We start from the raw sequence: 16,070 nt of genomic DNA, 5'->3' as shown, positions 1-16,070 counted from the left end.
ACGGATGAGGCGCCTCCACCGGGCGCCTTTTACACCCCATGTAAGAGTCCGAGTTTCATGACGATCTGGTTGATGGCAAACCCCAAAGCGGGCACTAACAGCAGGAACCGCGATTTCTGGACATCGCACCTGGAAGATGTCGGCATTACCCGGTGGAGAGATTGCGACCTAGACAACCAGGATTGGATGAGAGAGGTCACCCGAGACGATCATGTACTCGCGGCCGGCGGCGACGGTTCGGTGAACTGTGCTGCCCGGCTATGCCTGGATACCGGCGCGACGCTGGGGATTCTGCCCTCCGGAACCGCCAATGATTTTGCCCGTAATCTCGGCCTCCCCGAAAACCCCAAAGACCTTTGCCAATTGGTCGCCAGCGGTGCCACCGAATGGCTCGATGTCGCTCAGTTCAATGATCAGGTTTTTCTCAACGTCGCGCATATCGGTTTAGGCACTTGGCCGGTACGGGAATCTTCAGGGCAAACCAAACGGCTTTTCGGGCGTTTCAGCTACGGCGTGATGTTGTTGCGCAAGGTGATGGTTCAGCGCGGTTTCCGGGCAACCATCGAGTGTGAACAGAGCGAGGTTTCAGGTCGCTGGCTCACGATCGCCGTGGCCACCGGGGCCTTTTTCGGCGGCGGCAACGAAATTCCCGAGGCTTCCGCTAACGATGGTCAGCTCGATATTATCGCTGTACGGCCAAGATCCATCATCCGCCTTCTCCTCACGTATCTTGTCGTGCGCATGATGGGACGAAAGCCGGAGCGCGCCAGTACTGTCGTGCAACTGAAAAGTAGCTGGTGCAAAATCCGGACACACCGTCCCAAGACGGTCACCGCGGACGGTGAAATCGCCGGCAAAACGCCGCTGGATGTGGTGTGTAAACCGGGGTGTTTGCGCGTGATCTGCAAGGAAGTCGTTAATACCTGACGACCAGTAATGTTCAGTTTCGCTCATTTACGAACTGAGCGTTAACAGGCGCACTAACACGATTTACTCGATGTCGTCGCTGTCGTCTGGCACGACCTATTATGCGTATAATTCTCGCACTGCTGGAGACCTTGGAGAAAACAGACCATGGAACGCGCACTTAGAGTTACCCTCGCCACTCTCGCTACCGTTTTTGTCGCGGGTTGTGCCAATGTTAGCGGCATAACGACCAAAGGCGAGACCGACGAACTCAATGACCATATCGAAGTCTCCTCCGAACTCTTCGCCGAACCCTTCATGGGCTACCCGGCCCCCACCGATTACTACTTCGAAGCCAAGATCAGCAAGCAAACCGGCCTCAAGTTCTATGAGTTGCACCTCGCAGTCAACAAGGATAGTTGGAAACGGTGGGATCAGGTCCGCTTTGATTTCGATGGCGAGCCGGCAGCATTACCCCTGATTTGGCAACGTTCCGATATGACCTGCACGGACTACGGCTGCACGTATTCGGAGCTGGGCGTAGCCGGTATCGACGAAGCCATGGTCGAATACATCGCCGCTCAGCCTGAACCGGTCACCATGGTGATCGGGTCGGCCCGGGTTGAGGACTCGCTGGCTTTTACCGTCTATCCCCAAGAAGCCGAGGCCTTACTCGAGGAAACGCGGCAACTACAGATGTAGGTCGATGTTGAATCGGAACACAAAGATGGGAGCTGGGGCGCGGCCCAATAGGTCGCGTTTTTTTATGCGGTACGGGCAATCTGTAAGCGCCCCTGCTCTGGCGAGTCACCTCCGGAAGATGCCGCCCTGAATGAAGAACCTTGCGCCAGTCACTTTTATCGTTAGCGTCATGCTGGTTCTGCTCAGCATTTTTATGACGTTACCGCCCATTTTTTTACCCAGCGCGCCGAATTCATCAGCTTTCAGTGACACCGCCATTGGCGTGTTCCTGCTGGGCGTTTCCGGCCTGTGGCTGACTCGCAGCGCGTCCCATCGCTTACAGCCACGCTATATGTTTCTGCTGACCGTCAGCAGTTGGGTAATCATTTCCCTGCTTTGTGCGCTCCCGCTGTATCTGAGCAATCTCCATCTATCGGCGACGGACGCCATTTTCGAGAGCTTCTCGGGCATTACGACCACGGGCTCCACGGTACTCAGCGGATTGGATGCCATGGCTCCGGATATCCTGCTTTGGCGTTCGATAATCCAGTGGATCGGCGGCATCGGTATCATCGGTATGTTCGTGGCTGTACTGCCGTTCCTGGGCATTGGCGGGATGCGGTTGTTCACAACCGAATCCTCGGAATGGACAGAGAAAGCCCTGCCTCGCATGAAAAGCCTGAGCCGGGGCCTGCTGTTCGTTTACTGTGCGTTTACGGTGAGCTGTGGTCTTTGCTACTGGCTTGCCGGAATGGACCTGTTCAACGCTATCAACCATGCATTCACCACGATTGCCACCGGTGGCTACTCCACGTCGGACAGTTCTATGGGGCAATTCAACAGTTTGTCCATCCTGTTAATTTCATCCCTGTTTATGGCTGTTGGCGCTATGCCGTTTTTTCTGTTCGTGCGCGAGTTACATGGGCAGCATGGGGTGCTGATTCGTGATCAGCAGGTGCGTACCTTCATTGCGTTGCTGCTCGTCTCGGCGTTGATCATGACGGTTTACCGGCTGCTGAACCACGGCGAGCATCCTTTTGAGCTGTTCGCCACCGCACTGTTCAACGTTACATCGATTGTCACGACCACCGGTTATGCATCGGAGGATTATCTGATTTGGGGCCCCTTCACCAGCGCGGCCTTTTTCTTTCTGACGTTTGTGGGCGGGTGCTCGGGTTCGACCAGCGGCGGTATGAAAATCTTTCGCTTCCAGCTGTCGTTCATGGTCCTGCGCGAGCAGTTTCGGCGGTTATTGCACCCGCGGGCAGTACAGACCCGTAATTTCAACGGACGCCCGGTCAGCGACGAAATCATTGCGTCGATGATTGCCTACGTGTTCGTTTTCCTGGTGACCATGGCGGTGATGACGTTGTTGCTATCGCTTCTGGGTGTCGACCTGATTACCAGCTTGACCGGTTCGATCACCGCATTGACGAACGTAGGCCCCGGGCTAGGTCCGGTCATTGGACCGGCCGGCAATTTCGCGCCGTTGCCCGACCCGGCTAAATGGATACTGAGCATCGGGATGATACTTGGGCGACTGGAACTACTGAGCGTGATTATCCTCTTCTCGCCGGCATTCTGGCGTAGCTGACAGGCTTTCGCATCCTTGCGTGCCCTGCTGTTCGATGCGCTGACGCCCGGAGTCGTCCGGCGCCAACGCTGTCGTAAACAGCAAGCCCTTCGCCAGCGCCGACACCGCAATAATCAACACCGCGATCAGCGCTATGCGAATAATCATGTCGCGGCGCGTCATGGGCGTTAGGCGAGCTTCAGGTTTTCTGTGATGAACTTGCCGATGTCCAGTATCTCTTCGAGGCAAACGCTGTGATCCATGGGATAGGTTTCATAGCTCACGTTGTAGCCTAAGTTCTGCATATTGAGGTAGCTCTGGCGCCCGAGACTCTCCGGAACGATGGGGTCATGGGTGCCGTGGTAAATCCGGATCGGTACTTCACGGTTCTGTTCGGAAACTTGAATAGACTTGGACGTTGCGAAATAGGTCGAAAGCCCCAGTATACCCGCCAACGGTTGGGGGTAGCTCAGGCCAACTTGATAGGCCACCGCCCCACCCTGTGAAAACCCGGCGACGATGATGCGCTTGCTATCGATGCCGCGCTTGATCTCCTGTTCGATCAACTCACCGATGGCCTCCGCGGATTGCAATAACTGCTCTTCGTCCACCGTGCGATCGATATCCATCGCCTTGATGTCATACCAGGCTGGCATGTGCATCCCGCCGTTAATCGTGACAGGCAACGTCGGTGCGTGGGGAAAAATAAATCGTATGCCAGCCTCCTTCGGCAGGCGCAGCTCGGGCACGATAGGTTCGAAGTCGTGCCCGCTGGCGCCCAGACCGTGGAGCCAGATGACAGCAGCGTCCGGATCGGGACGGGTTTCCAGTTCGATATAGCTGAGTGTGGTCACACGCACCTCTCTAAGGGGTTGTATCGAGGGATCGAATCAAGAGGATGTCTTGAACGACTATTGCTCTGGATTGTAACGAATCCAATGCCAAGACTCACCCGATAGCCCGTTCTCAGGCAGTTCGATGGCCCGGCTCCGAACATGATCGATCAGATCCGGGAAAAAGTGCAGGAAACGACCTTCCAGCTCATCGTAATGGGCTTCAATCTCTTCGATCGCACCCTCAAAATCGTTTCGGAACCGGATACGCTCGGCGATACGGTCCAGTGCGAATCCGATCTGCGTCAGGTCGGCATAGGCGGAAAACCAGTCATGGCGGATCATTCGATCAACGACCTTGGCCATGGGTTGCGGCATCAGCGCCTGGCCCCGCTCAAGATCGGCGTAAACCTCGTCGACAAACGCATGACGGTGACGGTCGGTAAAATCCGCCCAGTGGGCAATGAGAAAATGATCGTAGAGCACATCCAGAGCAATACCGGCAAATCGCCGTCGGCGCGAAGAAAACAGCGTCTTTGAAGCGCGAACCTCCGGGTGCTGATCCGTGTAGCTGTCAACCGCCCAGTGATTCTGCAAGCCGCGCTTGATCGCCACGGGAAGCGTATCCGACTTTACCCCGCGAGCGAAATCGCCCAGCAGATTGCCCACTCGCGACTGCACTGTGGGCTGGGCAAGGAACAGGTGAGCCAAATGGTTCATCGGCGTTGCCTTTTGTCGGCTTTATAGGTTGCGGACCTAAACATACCGGACCCATACATTGTCACCTTACACCGTCGTTACGGGCCGGAGGCATTGTTAGGCCGGCTGCCGTGTCAGCCCTCGGAGGTAGCCGATACGGAGGCTTTGAGCATACTGGACACCGGATTTGCATACATGGCCAGCAGAAAGGGCTTGAACGACTCGCTGGTGCGGGACAGGCGGCGCTCAAGCTCGGCTTTGGCCGCGGCCAGATCCGCCGGCGTATAGGCTTCAGCGGTTTCGACGGTTTCCGGTGTTTGTGGTTCCGTCTGGCGGCTAAGCTGGTGAACTTGGCTCATATCATGGGCGATCAAGTTGGACGCATGCAGGTGATAATGGCGATGCATGTCCGCGTCGATCTGCGCAGCCAAGTCTTTGGCCATATCTGGCGCATGGCTAATCGGCTCCCCGAAATGCACGTGAACATGGCCCTTGTAGCCGGTCAGTCCCTGCATTATCTGGTCGGTGTCCTCGTCGGCATGCTTCTGGTAGCTGCCAGTACGTGCCCGGGCTTCCAGCTCCCGCGCTTTGGGTATATCGCAAGGGTCATACTCGTAGGCAATCGATACCGGCACGATGTTGAGGTTGTTCATCGACTCGGCGAAGCTAAGTCCGGTTTTCTTCTGACTCATGTAGAACATCTTGATGATCGCCGGATCGGTAATATCCAGCCCGTCCTTGGCCCGCCCTTCCCGCTGGGCTATCCAGACGCTCTGGTTTTCGTCGATGGAATGGTGGATAAAAGCCGACAGCGTCTGGTACGTGTCCCGCATCTCCCGTGGGCTGGACATACTCCGCTTGACCACGAAGCTCTTGTTCAACCGCATCAGCTCCGCGAACAACCGGTTTTGCAAGAGATTGTCGCCAATCGCGATGCGGGCGGTACGAAAACCGTTGGCCACCAGCAAGTAGTTAACGACCATCGGATCAAACACGATGTCGCGGTGGTTCGAAAGAAACAAGTAGGCTTTGTTGCGATCCAATCCGTCGAGTCCCGAAACCGTCACCCGCGTGGTGGTTTTGTGCACCAACTGATCCACGAAATGATAGAGCCGGGCCTGCAACGCGTCGATGGTGTCGGCATCGCCAAATTCCTTTTGCAGCCAGCGGCTGATCCAGAACCGGGTGATGGCGGGCGTGAGCCGCGTCAACGTGGGCGCCTTGAAACGCCCGATCAGCTCCAGAAATTCCCGGTCGTTGCCCAAACGGTCCAACACGCCGCGGGTCTCGTTGTCCCGGTAGGGCCGAATTGAATCAAAATCCTGCATAGTGTCCTTATAAGGCTCATTTTTATTGGGCGGCGAACTTAGGGCGCAGTATAACGCGCAAGTCGTTATTGTAGCGCGCCTGGAAATCAGGCGACATTCTACCTGGCTACGCCGTCAGCGAAAGCCTACAGCGGTTTAGGCAACCGCTTTGTTCAGCGGCCAGGCTCTCTCTGTTATCCTTGCCTGCTGAATTCACTCGCTCCCCCGGTTTGGTTTTATGACCCTCACGGCTACCCCGCCCGCCACTGATTTCCAAAGCCTCAAGACTCGGGCGCTGGACGTGCTGCATCAGGTGTTCGGCTTCGACGATTTTCGCCCACTGCAGGGCGAGGTGGTGGATGCGCTAATCAGTGGCAACGATGCCCTCGTGCTGATGCCGACCGGCGGGGGTAAATCGCTGTGTTATCAGGTGCCGGCCATTGTAAGGCCCGGCGTGGGCCTGGTGATCTCCCCACTGATTGCGTTGATGCAGGACCAGGTCACTGCCTTGAATCAGTTGGGTGTGCGGGCCGCTTTTCTCAACTCCACGCTTTGGCCCGAAGAAGCGCGCGACATCGAGAATGCCCTGGTTCGTGGCGAGCTGGATTTACTTTACTGCGCTCCGGAGCGTCTGCTTCAGCCGCGAATGCAACAACTGCTACACCAGGCGCCACTATCGCTGTTTGCCATCGATGAGGCGCATTGTGTGTCCCAGTGGGGGCATGACTTCCGCGAGGATTACCTGGGACTGGATATACTGGAGCGGGAATTTTCCCAGGTCCCGCGCATTGCGCTCACCGCGACGGCTGACGAACGCACGCGTAAAGAGATCGCGGAGCGGCTGCATCTGCAGTCCGCAGGCCATTTCGTCAGTAGCTTCGATCGTCCGAACATTCAATATAGAATCGCGCAGAAAGATAACGCTAACAAACAGTTATTGGCGTTTATTAAAGAAGAACACCAAAGCGATTGCGGCATTGTGTACTGCCTGTCGCGCAATAAGGTAGAAGCCACGGCCAAGATGCTGAGCGGCAAGGGCTACATGGCTCTGCCCTATCACGCCGGCCTGCCGGCTGACATCCGCGCCGCCCATCAAGAACGCTTCCTGAGGGAAGACGGCGTAATTATCGTGGCCACGATTGCCTTCGGCATGGGCATCGATAAACCCGATGTACGCTTTGTCGCCCATCTCGACCTTCCCAAAAGCATCGAAGCCTACTATCAGGAAACCGGCCGCGCCGGTCGTGACGGTGCGCCGTCCAATGCCTGGATGGTCTATGGCTTGCAGGACGTCATCAAGCTGCGCCAGATGCTGGAGGCGTCACCTGGCAACGATCATTTCAAGCGCGTCGAGCGCCAGAAGCTGGATGCAATGCTGGGCCTGTGTGAAGTCACCTCGTGCCGGCGCCAATCGCTACTGCGCTATTTCGGCGACGAACTGGAGCAGCCCTGCGGCAATTGCGATACCTGTATTGAACCGCCGCAAACCTGGGACGGCACTGTCGCCGTACAGAAAGCCCTGTCTTGTGTGTTCCGCACGGGCCAGCGTTATGGTGTGACCTATTTGATCGACGTATTGCGCGGGGCGGACAACGAACGTATCCGCAGCCAGGGTCACGATAAGGTCAGTACCTTCGGCATCGGCCAGGATCTATCGACCCAGCAATGGAAAAGTGTCTTCCGCCAATTAGTAGCGGGCGGTTACCTGCAGGCGGATGCGGAGGGCTACGGCGCCCTGAGTTTGACCGAAACCTGCCGGCCACTGCTGAAAGGCGAGGATACGGTGTGGTTGAGGCGTGACCCTGAAACCAAACGCAAGCCGAAAGGCTCCGCGTCAGTCAAGCGCACACTGGTGATTGAAGATCAGCCCGCATGGGACAGCCTGCGCGCCCGGCGCAAGGCGCTGGCTGACGAACAAGGCGTGCCGCCCTACGTGATCTTCCACGACACCACGCTACTGGAAATGCTGGAGCGCCGGCCTAAAACTCTGGAAGAGATGGGCGAGATCAACGGTGTCGGCGCCGCCAAGCTCGACCGCTATGGTCAGGCCTTTCTTGAGGTGATCGCCACGATTGATGTAGAGAATGCTTCAGCTTTCGAGTAGGCCGCAGGCCTGCCTATAGATGTCAAGACCCTGGCGGGCGTTTCCCACGCCAAAAAGCGGCGGCTACATTGCACGGCTTCCGTACGAGCCCGCTACGGACCCGACGGCGCCTCGAAGCCTTTTTTACGCACCCTGTAATGGGCCACGGACCGCGCGACGAGATTACCTTTTACGTCCTTCAGCTCGCCCTCAAGCGTAAATGCCGCCCGCCCTGTGGTATCGGCCTCCACTTTGATCGTCCGTCGCGTATCCTCCGAGAGCCTGAGTTCTATCGTGACATCGGAATCTGAAGGCTGCAGAAACTGCAGAGACATCTCTTTCAGGATCGGGATGTAATTGGGGCCGAGGTCAAAAAGGGTCAGCACGCCGCCAGGAATCTCGGCAACGAGGAAGTAGGCTCCGGCATAAAGGCTACCGAAATGGTTGCGGTTGCCCTTGATAGCGATCCTGGCCCTGACGTACCCGGGCCTGACGTCTTCCACCCGGAACCGGTTGCGGGGCGCAAACGGAATGGCTTTACCCACAAAGCGATTTACCAGCCGGCAGCCGCCCTGACGCTGGAGCCAATTCAAAGGTCGCTCCAATCCGGCATCCGGATCGAGGCGCGACAACCAGTCGCTGGTCAGGCCTATCAATTGATCTCTTAAAGCCATCGGATTGTCCTTTCCTGAAGGTATTTCGAGGGAGGTCCACAAATTGAAGCGCAGGATACCGTTTTTAGCATAAATTAAGATGTGGGAGAGTCGAAAGTGCGCATTCAGTTGGGTGAGCAGGCGGCCGCACCCAACTGAATCCGGTTTAGCATCAGACCTTGAAACGCTCCACGTTGTTGTGGAGTGAGCGACCGATGTCGTCGATCTTGCCGCTGTAGACATCGTTCTCCGTGGCTGCCGCGGCGGCTTCCTGACCCTGGTCCGCTATGCGGGTGATGGATGCATTCAGTTCCTCGGTTACCGAGGTCTGTTCTTCCGACGCCGTCGCAATTTGCGTGGTCATGTTGCTGATGGAGGTAATGGCATCGGCAATCCGGTTGAGCGAATCCATCGCGTCCTGGGCCTTTTCCATGCTGACATTCGATACCGCACGGGATTCCTGCATCACGCGCACGGCGTTGTCGGCACCCTTCTGCAGGCGCTCGATCATGGCGTTGATTTCCTCGGTGCTGTCGTGGGTACGACGCGCCAGATTACGCACTTCGTCGGCGACCACCGCGAACCCGCGCCCGGCATCGCCCGCCCGGGCGGCCTCGATAGCGGCGTTCAGCGCCAACAGATTGGTCTGCTCCGCAACATCCTGGATGACCTCAAGAATGGTATTGATCTGGCTGACGTCCTTACCGAGACGCTCGATAACTTCGGCAGCGGAACCGATTTCAGCGGCGAGCCGCTCGACCGCATCCCGGGACGCCTTGACGGTGTCCTGTGTCGCCTTGGCGTCGTGATCGGCAGTATTAGAGGCATCGGCTGTCTGCTGGGCACTTTGCGCAATCTCGTTGGCTGCGGCTGACATCTCGTTGATGGCCGTGGCCACCATGTCGATTTCCGTCTGCTGGCCTTCGACGCTGTTACGGCTGGCGCCAGCCGTTTGCTTCAGTGAGCCGACGGCGTCGCTCAATTCGATGGCCCCGCGTTGTACGTCGCGCACCACCGCCTGAACATTGCCAATGAAGGCATTGAAGCTCGATGCGGTCTGGCCGAATTCGTCTTTGCTCTCGATACTCAAACGCTGGGTCAGATCGGCATCGCCACTGGCGATATCTTGCATGGCATCTCGCAAGGTGCGGACCGGCGTCATCAATGCCCGCACGCCAAAATGAAGGATAATTAGCGTCAGCACGATGCCGATAACGGCAATGATCGAGCCTGTGACCCGGGCTTCTTGTACGGGGGCCATGATCAGCGCGTCATTGGCGAAAGCACCGAGATACCATTTCACCCCACGGGCGTCTTCGATCTCGTGGAAGCTCACCCGCCAGTCTGCGTTTTTGAAATGATAGAGGTTCGAACTGCCGTTAAGTTTCGGCGCTTCGCCAATTAAAGACTTGATGTTCTTGCCAATCAGCTTGCCTTCCGGATGGTATAGGATGACGCCCTGGGCGTTTATCAGCGACGCATACCCAGTGTCGGCGAGGGTAACGGCTGACAATAGGCGGTCGATTGTCTCCAGCGTGATATCCGCGCCCGCGACGCCTCTGTAGGTGCCTGACTTAACCGGCGCCACGGAGGTGATAATCATGGCCTGGGTTCCGGCATCCAGGTATGGCTCGGTATAGGTCGGCTTATTGGCACTCATGCCCAACCTGTACCAGGGACGCGTGCGGGGATCGTAGTCGTCCGGCAACGTCGCCTCGCTCTCTTCGGTTTGCAACAGCATAAAGCCGTCGGAGCGTCCAACGTAAACATCGGTGAAGCCACCGCCCAGGGTTGCCGATTGCAGGATCGCCCGGGCAGCGGGCTGTGCCTTGACCTGGGCCAAAGCCGCTGCAACGCCTTCTGTCATCGAAAGATGGCTGTTCAGCCATTCGGCGATACTCGCTGTGCTTTGCGCCACTGAATCGTTCACCAACGCCTGAACATACGTATCCGTGGTGCTAACCAGTCGCCGGTCCCCCATGACAGCGTATATGCTGATGACGGCGATCAAGAGAACGGCCACTGCGGTTAACAGTTTCTGGCCGAAAGACAGTTTACTCATGGAAGAGCCTCTTTATGCGATCTTGAAATCTGGCGCGGAACCGCCATTAAAGAATTGGGTCAAAAGCGACCCTCCATGGTCTGCATATACATTCTGTTGCGTGGCTGATTGCACGCGCATCTGGTTTAAGCATCGGCACAATACCCGATAACTTTAATGGGCTCTGTTTCGATCTGTTATGCTCGTCGTTGATTCGCATCTTGATTTTTCCGCCCCCGGGAGACGTTGAATGGCTCACGAAGAACTGCACCTCAATCTCCGCAACCTCACCGATGAGGATTACCCGCAGCTCAAATCGCTCATGGACCGAATCTATGACGACATCGGGGGCGCCTGGCCGGAAGATACGATCAAGGAATTGGTGCAGCGGTTTCCGGATGGGCAAATCTGTATCGAAGACAGTGGCGAGCTGATTGCCGTGGCATTGACGGTATTGGTCAACTACGAGCGCTTCAGCAACCCCCATACCTACGACGATCTGATTCTCAAAAACGAGCGCGTCCGGCATAACACCGACGGCGACGCCATGTATGGCCTCGACGTATTCATTCATCCGGATTTCCGAGGGTATCGCCTGGGCCGGCGCCTGTACGAGGCGCGCAAGGAGCTGTGCCGCTCCCGCAATTATCGGGCGATCCTGGCCGGTGGACGTATTCCGAACTACCACAAGTTTTCCGACCAGTTCACGCCGGCGGAGTACATTGAGCGCGTGGATCGCAAGGAGATCTACGATCCGATCCTGACGTTCCAGCTTTCCAATGATTTCCAGGTCACCCGGCTCATGCACAAGTATCTCCCGGAAGACCAGAAATCAATGGGATATGCCACACTCCTCGAGTGGAATAACATTCTTTATACACCGCCGGTGCCGGTGCTCAAGACCCGAAAAACACAGGTTCGTATGGGCGCCGTGCAATGGCAAATGCGTGAGTTCACCTCCGTGGAGGAAGTGCTTAAGCAGGTGGAATACTTTGTCGATGCCCTGTCGGACTACAAGAGCGATTTCGCCCTCTTTCCGGAATTCTTCAATGCGCCGTTGATGGGCCTGACCGACCAGCTCGACCAAACGCGCGCCATCCGTTTCCTGGCCGGCTTCACCAAGCAATTCCGGGACGAGATGTCCGAAATGGCGGTGAGTTACAACATCAATATCGTCACCGGCTCGATGCCGCTGCTGGATAACGACCGGCTCTACAACGTGTCCTATCTGTGCCACCGCGACGGCCGTGTGGACGAGCAACGCAAAATCCACATTACGCCGCACGAGCGGCGCGACTGGGTGATCGAGGGCGGAAACCATTTCGAAGTATTCGAGACCGACGCCGGTCGCGTGGCCATCATGATCTGCTACGACATCGAATTCCCTGAGTTGGGCCGCATCGCCGCCAGTCAAGGTGTGGATATTATCTGCGTCCCGTTTTGGACCGATACCAAGAACGGCTACCTCCGGGTGAGACATTGTGCCCAGGCCCGTGCCATCGAGAACGAGTGCTATGTTGTCATCACCGGTAGTGTCGGCAACCTGCCGAAGGTGGAAAACCTGGACGTGCAGTACGCCCAATCGTCCGTCTTTTCACCGTCCGATTTCGCCTTCCCGCACGATGCGGTCATGGCCGAAACCACACCGAACACCGAAATGATCATGTTCTCGGATATGGACTTGTCGAAGCTGACCCTGGTACGCGACGAAGGATCGGTCACGAACATCAAGGATCGCCGAACCGACATGTATGCGGTGAAAATGAACGCGGAGAAATAGCCGCCTTGCCGCTCTGCCCGCTAGGAAAACACTTGAGGTAAGGGCGGCAAGTTCTCTAATACAGGGCACACATTGTCACAAACGCTTACCAAGCGCCTGCTTCTGACTCTAAACGACACGGGTTAGACTTGAAGGGGTAGAAACGTGAACAACGTTTCGAAATGTTTAATGTAGTGAACTGATCAGATTGCGATCTTGTCTTAATCTGGCTACAGTTTGAGCACTATTGCTGAAAATATAGCCTTAAGTTGGCATTTAGGATCCCGACAACGATTCCCAACTTAAAGCCAACATATTTTCAAACCCGTTTTACAGCTTACCGTGAACACGGTTTACGCCCATGGATCGAATGGATCTTGCAGTGACACAGCCCCTTCCCGACCTGACGGCTCGCTTTCGTCTCAAGCGCAGTTTGTTCAGGAAAGAGACCGTTGAATTCCGTGTGTTCGGTTTGGATCAATATGGTTGCATCCTCAAGACCGACAAGGTTTTCGAGCCCGGCGATACACTCCAGTTCGATCTCATCATGAAAATGCCGTTTGAAAACATCCAGGCTGAAGGTCTTCAGGGCCTGGTCGTCGAAGTAAAAAAACACTGTAGCAACTTCTTCTATTCCATTGATTTTTCAGGGCCTCCCTCGGCGGACGTGAGTGGCAAGTTGAGCCGTATTCAAGACGTTCTTAGCCGTAAGCAAAGCCTTCGCTCACGACGTGGCCAACCGGGCTCCGGAGCGACACAGATGGCCTGATTCAGGAACCTCTGAACGCAAGGAACAAAACCCAACAAGACGCATGGATATGCCGAACTCGGAAAAGGAACCTCAAGTCGTACCGCCTTTTTTGTCCGCTTTCCTGGTGTCTTTTCCAGGTCATTCGCTGCCCTAGTAATGACGCTGGACATCAGCTGCATCAAGTTTGAATAACCTAGAGACGGGGAATGAACCATGGCAAAGAAAGAAAAAGCAGGCGTCGATAAACTGGTAAAGAAGGTCAACAAAGAGTTCGATAAGACCTCCAGCCAGCTGGAAAAGCTGATCAACGATGCATTTAAGCAGTTTGACTCCTTGCAAAGTCAGGTTCAGGAGCCGATTCGGAAGCTGCTTGAGGAAGTTGAGAAACTGCGTGAGCGGGAACTCAAGCGCTTCAATGAAGAGCTTGATCGTCGCATGAAAGAGTTTCACGAACTTCAACACGCCATTTTTGAACGTGTCGGCTTAGCAAGCAAAGACATCGAGAAGGAAGCTAAAGAAACGGCCCGGCAGGCAAGCACCGCAGCATCCAAGGCCGCCCCTCCGAAAGCCAAGTCTGTTGCGACGAAAGCGGCAAAATCGGCGGATTCCGCTAAGAGCACCGCCAAAAGCACGGCCAAAAAAGCCACCACGCAAAAGCCCGCCGCCAAGAAGCCAGCATCCAAGACACCTGCTACCAAATCCCCTGCTACCAAGACACCTGCAGCCCAGAAAGCCCCGACAACAGCGGCAAAACCCAAGACGGTCAACGAGAATGATCTAACCAAGGTCAAGGGCATCGGTCCGGCAACAGCTACAAAGATGAAGGCAATGGGCATTACGTCGATCAAGCAGATTGCCAACCCAACAGCCGAAGAAAAAGAGAAAATGAAAGACTTCTCCAATATGAAGGGCTATGAAACCTGGTCCACTGAAGCCAAGAAATTGCTGTCCTGATCGACCCTATCGACCCAGGGCCGTCCTTCGGGGGGCGGCCCAACGGGTCACGGTCGCCTACCTCGCATAAAGCGACTTAAAGCAACGCCTGGTTCTCGTTCCCCTCTGCACTGCGTATGATACGTGGCGCCCGGAATCCCCCATTACCCCGGCCCTCCTCTTCGCCTAGACACCTAGCTGGCGTTCCCGGTGGCGTCCTTGCTTACGCTGTTACCCCACCAACGCCGGGATATGTCGGCCGGGATAAATCGGGTAACCTCTGAACGGGGAACTACAAACCCGGGCGCTATAGACCCGGAATACAGACAAGGAGTGCTATCGAATGCTGAAACAGCTTAAACGTGCCCTACTGCTCTCATTGGCACTGGCTTCGCCGGTCATGGCGGAGACCTTCGTGTTTACCGCCATTCCAGATGCCGACGAAACCAAACTGAAGGAACGTTTCCAGAGCGTTGCGGATTACCTTTCTGAACAGCTCGACGTCGACGTTCGCTATGTGCCGGTCAAAAGCTACGCAGCGGCTATTTCCGCTTTCCGCAACAACCAGGTTCAATTGGCGTGGTTCGGCGGGCTGTCCGGCGTGCAAGCCCGCGCACTGGTTCCCGGCTCCGAAGCCATTGCTCAGGGCGAAGAGGACACGGAATTCGTCACATACTTCATCGCCCACAAGAGCGCCGGCATCGAGTCGTCCGAAGAGCTGCCCAAAGCCGTTAAGGACAAGACCTTTACCTTCGGCTCCAAGGGTTCCACCTCTGGCCGCCTAATGCCTGAGTACTATATTCGCGAAACCTTCGATGCCGCGCCGGAAGAGGTTTTCAGCCGGGTCGGCTTCAGTGGGAACCACTCCCGTACGATCCGCCTGGTGGAAGCCGGCACTTATGAAGTCGGCGCGGTGAACTATGCTGTATGGGAAAGCGAAGTCGAAGCCGGCACGGTGGACACCGACGCCGTCAGCATCATCTGGGAGACGCCGCCCTACCAGGATTACCAGTGGACGATTCGGGGCGATGTCAACGAGCGCTTCGGTGACGGATTCAAGAGCAAGGTTCAGCAGGCGTTGATCAACATGGATGATCCGGAACTGCTCAAAACGTTTCCGCGCTCAGCCTTTATTCCTGCCAGCAACGATGATTACACCTCAATCCGCGAAACCGCGGAGAAGATCGGAATCATCGAGTAATGGATGCTGTGCACCTGCGTAACCTGACGGCCGCCTATGGCGGTCATCAGGTTCTGGGCCCCATATCGCTGGATATCCGCCCGGGCGAGCATATCGCCCTGGTAGGACGCAGCGGTGCCGGGAAGTCCACCCTGCTTAACCTGCTATACGATCAGGTCAAAGACCGGGCCGCGCTGGTGCCGCAGGAACAGGGTCTGGTGCAAACCCTGTCGGTCTTCCATAACGTCTACATGGGGCGACTGGCGTCCTATTCTCGCTGGTATAACCTGGTCAACCTGGTCGCCCCGCGTCGCCGTGAACTGGAAGAAATTCGCCCATTGCTGGAACGCCTGGGCATGGCCGATAAACTGCGCCAACCGGTAGAGGCTCTGTCCGGCGGCCAGAAGCAACGTACGGCCGTGGCCCGGGCGCTCTACCAGCAAGCCGCCATCCTATTAGCAGACGAACCCGTCTCTGCACTCGATGGCCCAATGGCTCACGTCGTGATGGGTCTTGTGTCCGAAGCCTATTCGACAGGCGTTATCGCGTTGCACGATATTGACCTGGCGTTGCGCTATTGCGACCGGATCGTCGGTATCCAGGATGGCCAGATCGCCTTGGACGAGCCCACTCAGCGCCTGTCGCCCGCTGATCTTTTGCCCCTTTATTAG

At 56.4% G+C, this 16,070-nt stretch carries 15 protein-coding genes; 9 read left to right on the top strand and 6 right to left on the bottom strand.

From position 1 onward, the window contains the following. Window positions 1–57 precede the first annotated feature (57 nt). From FXO11_RS09635 to FXO11_RS09625, 3 genes are all read left to right on the top strand, one after another. The gene (locus tag FXO11_RS09635) at window positions 58–927 is read left to right on the top strand and encodes a diacylglycerol/lipid kinase family protein (protein WP_148862783.1); all 870 of its coding nucleotides are present in this window, start codon (window positions 58–60) and stop codon (window positions 925–927) included. A gap of 147 nt (window positions 928–1,074) precedes the next feature. Continuing rightward, entirely contained in the window at window positions 1,075–1,608 is a 534-nt protein-coding gene (locus FXO11_RS09630) for a hypothetical protein (RefSeq protein WP_148862782.1), read from the top strand. 130 nt (window positions 1,609–1,738) lie between these two features. Continuing rightward, window positions 1,739–3,181: a TrkH family potassium uptake protein gene (locus tag FXO11_RS09625; RefSeq protein ID WP_227546102.1), complete on the top strand. Its 1,443-nt coding sequence runs from the start codon at window positions 1,739–1,741 to the stop codon at window positions 3,179–3,181. Here FXO11_RS09625 and FXO11_RS09620 read toward each other — a convergent pair. From FXO11_RS09620 to FXO11_RS09605, 4 genes are all read right to left on the bottom strand, one after another. After that, window positions 3,134–3,328 (bottom strand): hypothetical protein, encoded by a 195-nt coding sequence (locus FXO11_RS09620; RefSeq protein WP_148862781.1) that lies wholly within the window; start codon window positions 3,326–3,328, stop codon window positions 3,134–3,136. The genes FXO11_RS09625 and FXO11_RS09620 overlap by 48 nt on opposite strands. A 20-nt stretch (window positions 3,329–3,348) precedes the next feature. Beyond that, entirely contained in the window at window positions 3,349–4,014 is a 666-nt protein-coding gene (locus tag FXO11_RS09615) for an alpha/beta hydrolase (protein ID WP_202980313.1), read from the bottom strand. 57 nt (window positions 4,015–4,071) lie between these two features. Then, window positions 4,072–4,713, bottom strand: coding sequence for an acyl carrier protein phosphodiesterase (locus FXO11_RS09610; protein WP_148862779.1), 642 nt, complete (start codon window positions 4,711–4,713; stop codon window positions 4,072–4,074). A 113-nt stretch (window positions 4,714–4,826) separates the two neighbouring features. After that, window positions 4,827–6,020: a lysophospholipid acyltransferase family protein gene (locus FXO11_RS09605; RefSeq protein ID WP_148862778.1), complete on the bottom strand. Its 1,194-nt coding sequence runs from the start codon at window positions 6,018–6,020 to the stop codon at window positions 4,827–4,829. A gap of 217 nt (window positions 6,021–6,237) precedes the next feature. On the opposite strand from FXO11_RS09605, the gene recQ reads away from it, so the two are divergent. Further along, window positions 6,238–8,103 carry a DNA helicase RecQ gene (gene recQ / locus FXO11_RS09600; RefSeq protein ID WP_148862777.1) on the top strand — a complete coding sequence of 622 codons (1,866 nt, stop codon included), beginning with the start codon at window positions 6,238–6,240 and terminating at the stop codon, window positions 8,101–8,103. Between the two features lie 92 nt (window positions 8,104–8,195). Here recQ and FXO11_RS09595 read toward each other — a convergent pair whose 3' ends face one another. Further along, window positions 8,196–8,756, bottom strand: coding sequence for a DUF4442 domain-containing protein (locus tag FXO11_RS09595; protein WP_148862776.1), 561 nt, complete (start codon window positions 8,754–8,756; stop codon window positions 8,196–8,198). A gap of 151 nt (window positions 8,757–8,907) precedes the next feature. Next, window positions 8,908–10,797: a methyl-accepting chemotaxis protein gene (locus tag FXO11_RS09590; RefSeq protein WP_148862775.1), complete on the bottom strand. Its 1,890-nt coding sequence runs from the start codon at window positions 10,795–10,797 to the stop codon at window positions 8,908–8,910. Between the two features lie 229 nt (window positions 10,798–11,026). On the opposite strand from FXO11_RS09590, the gene FXO11_RS09585 reads away from it, so the two are divergent. The 5 genes from FXO11_RS09585 to FXO11_RS09565 all read left to right on the top strand — a co-directional run bounded on the left by FXO11_RS09585 (window position 11,027) and on the right by FXO11_RS09565 (window position 16,070). Next, window positions 11,027–12,556, top strand: a complete 1,530-nt coding sequence (locus tag FXO11_RS09585) for a GNAT family N-acetyltransferase (RefSeq protein ID WP_148862774.1) — start codon at window positions 11,027–11,029, stop codon at window positions 12,554–12,556. 361 nt (window positions 12,557–12,917) lie between these two features. Further along, window positions 12,918–13,304, top strand: a complete 387-nt coding sequence (locus FXO11_RS09580) for a hypothetical protein (RefSeq protein WP_148862773.1) — start codon at window positions 12,918–12,920, stop codon at window positions 13,302–13,304. A gap of 195 nt (window positions 13,305–13,499) precedes the next feature. Beyond that, entirely contained in the window at window positions 13,500–14,240 is a 741-nt protein-coding gene (locus tag FXO11_RS20560) for a helix-hairpin-helix domain-containing protein (protein ID WP_148862772.1), read from the top strand. 322 nt (window positions 14,241–14,562) lie between these two features. After that, window positions 14,563–15,420: a putative selenate ABC transporter substrate-binding protein gene (locus tag FXO11_RS09570; protein WP_148862771.1), complete on the top strand. Its 858-nt coding sequence runs from the start codon at window positions 14,563–14,565 to the stop codon at window positions 15,418–15,420. Continuing rightward, window positions 15,420–16,070: a phosphonate ABC transporter ATP-binding protein gene (locus tag FXO11_RS09565; protein ID WP_148862770.1), complete on the top strand. Its 651-nt coding sequence runs from the start codon at window positions 15,420–15,422 to the stop codon at window positions 16,068–16,070. Before FXO11_RS09570 ends, FXO11_RS09565 begins: the two co-directional genes overlap by 1 nt.

The organism is Marinobacter fonticola (assembly GCF_008122265.1).
Lineage (GTDB): Bacteria > Pseudomonadota > Gammaproteobacteria > Pseudomonadales > Oleiphilaceae > Marinobacter_A > Marinobacter_A fonticola.
This window is presented reverse-complemented; position numbering and strand designations above follow the sequence as displayed.

Excerpts from the sequence above, each read along its gene's own strand:
- FXO11_RS09635 (WP_148862783.1), top strand. The coding sequence starts at position 58 with ATGACGATCTGGTTGATGGCAAACCCCAAAGCGGGCACTAACAGCAGG.
- FXO11_RS09620 (WP_148862781.1), bottom strand. The coding sequence starts at position 3,328 with ATGATTATTCGCATAGCGCTGATCGCGGTGTTGATTATTGCGGTGTCG.
- FXO11_RS09570 (WP_148862771.1), top strand. The coding sequence starts at position 14,563 with ATGCTGAAACAGCTTAAACGTGCCCTACTGCTCTCATTGGCACTGGCT.
- FXO11_RS20560 (WP_148862772.1), top strand. The coding sequence starts at position 13,500 with ATGGCAAAGAAAGAAAAAGCAGGCGTCGATAAACTGGTAAAGAAGGTC.
- FXO11_RS09585 (WP_148862774.1), top strand. The coding sequence starts at position 11,027 with ATGGCTCACGAAGAACTGCACCTCAATCTCCGCAACCTCACCGATGAG.
- FXO11_RS09590 (WP_148862775.1), bottom strand. The coding sequence starts at position 10,797 with ATGAGTAAACTGTCTTTCGGCCAGAAACTGTTAACCGCAGTGGCCGTT.
- FXO11_RS09625 (WP_227546102.1), top strand. The coding sequence starts at position 1,739 with ATGAAGAACCTTGCGCCAGTCACTTTTATCGTTAGCGTCATGCTGGTT.
- FXO11_RS09630 (WP_148862782.1), top strand. The coding sequence starts at position 1,075 with ATGGAACGCGCACTTAGAGTTACCCTCGCCACTCTCGCTACCGTTTTT.
- FXO11_RS09565 (WP_148862770.1), top strand. The coding sequence starts at position 15,420 with ATGGATGCTGTGCACCTGCGTAACCTGACGGCCGCCTATGGCGGTCAT.
- FXO11_RS09595 (WP_148862776.1), bottom strand. The coding sequence starts at position 8,756 with ATGGCTTTAAGAGATCAATTGATAGGCCTGACCAGCGACTGGTTGTCG.
- FXO11_RS09610 (WP_148862779.1), bottom strand. The coding sequence starts at position 4,713 with ATGAACCATTTGGCTCACCTGTTCCTTGCCCAGCCCACAGTGCAGTCG.
- FXO11_RS09605 (WP_148862778.1), bottom strand. The coding sequence starts at position 6,020 with ATGCAGGATTTTGATTCAATTCGGCCCTACCGGGACAACGAGACCCGC.
- recQ (WP_148862777.1), top strand. The coding sequence starts at position 6,238 with ATGACCCTCACGGCTACCCCGCCCGCCACTGATTTCCAAAGCCTCAAG.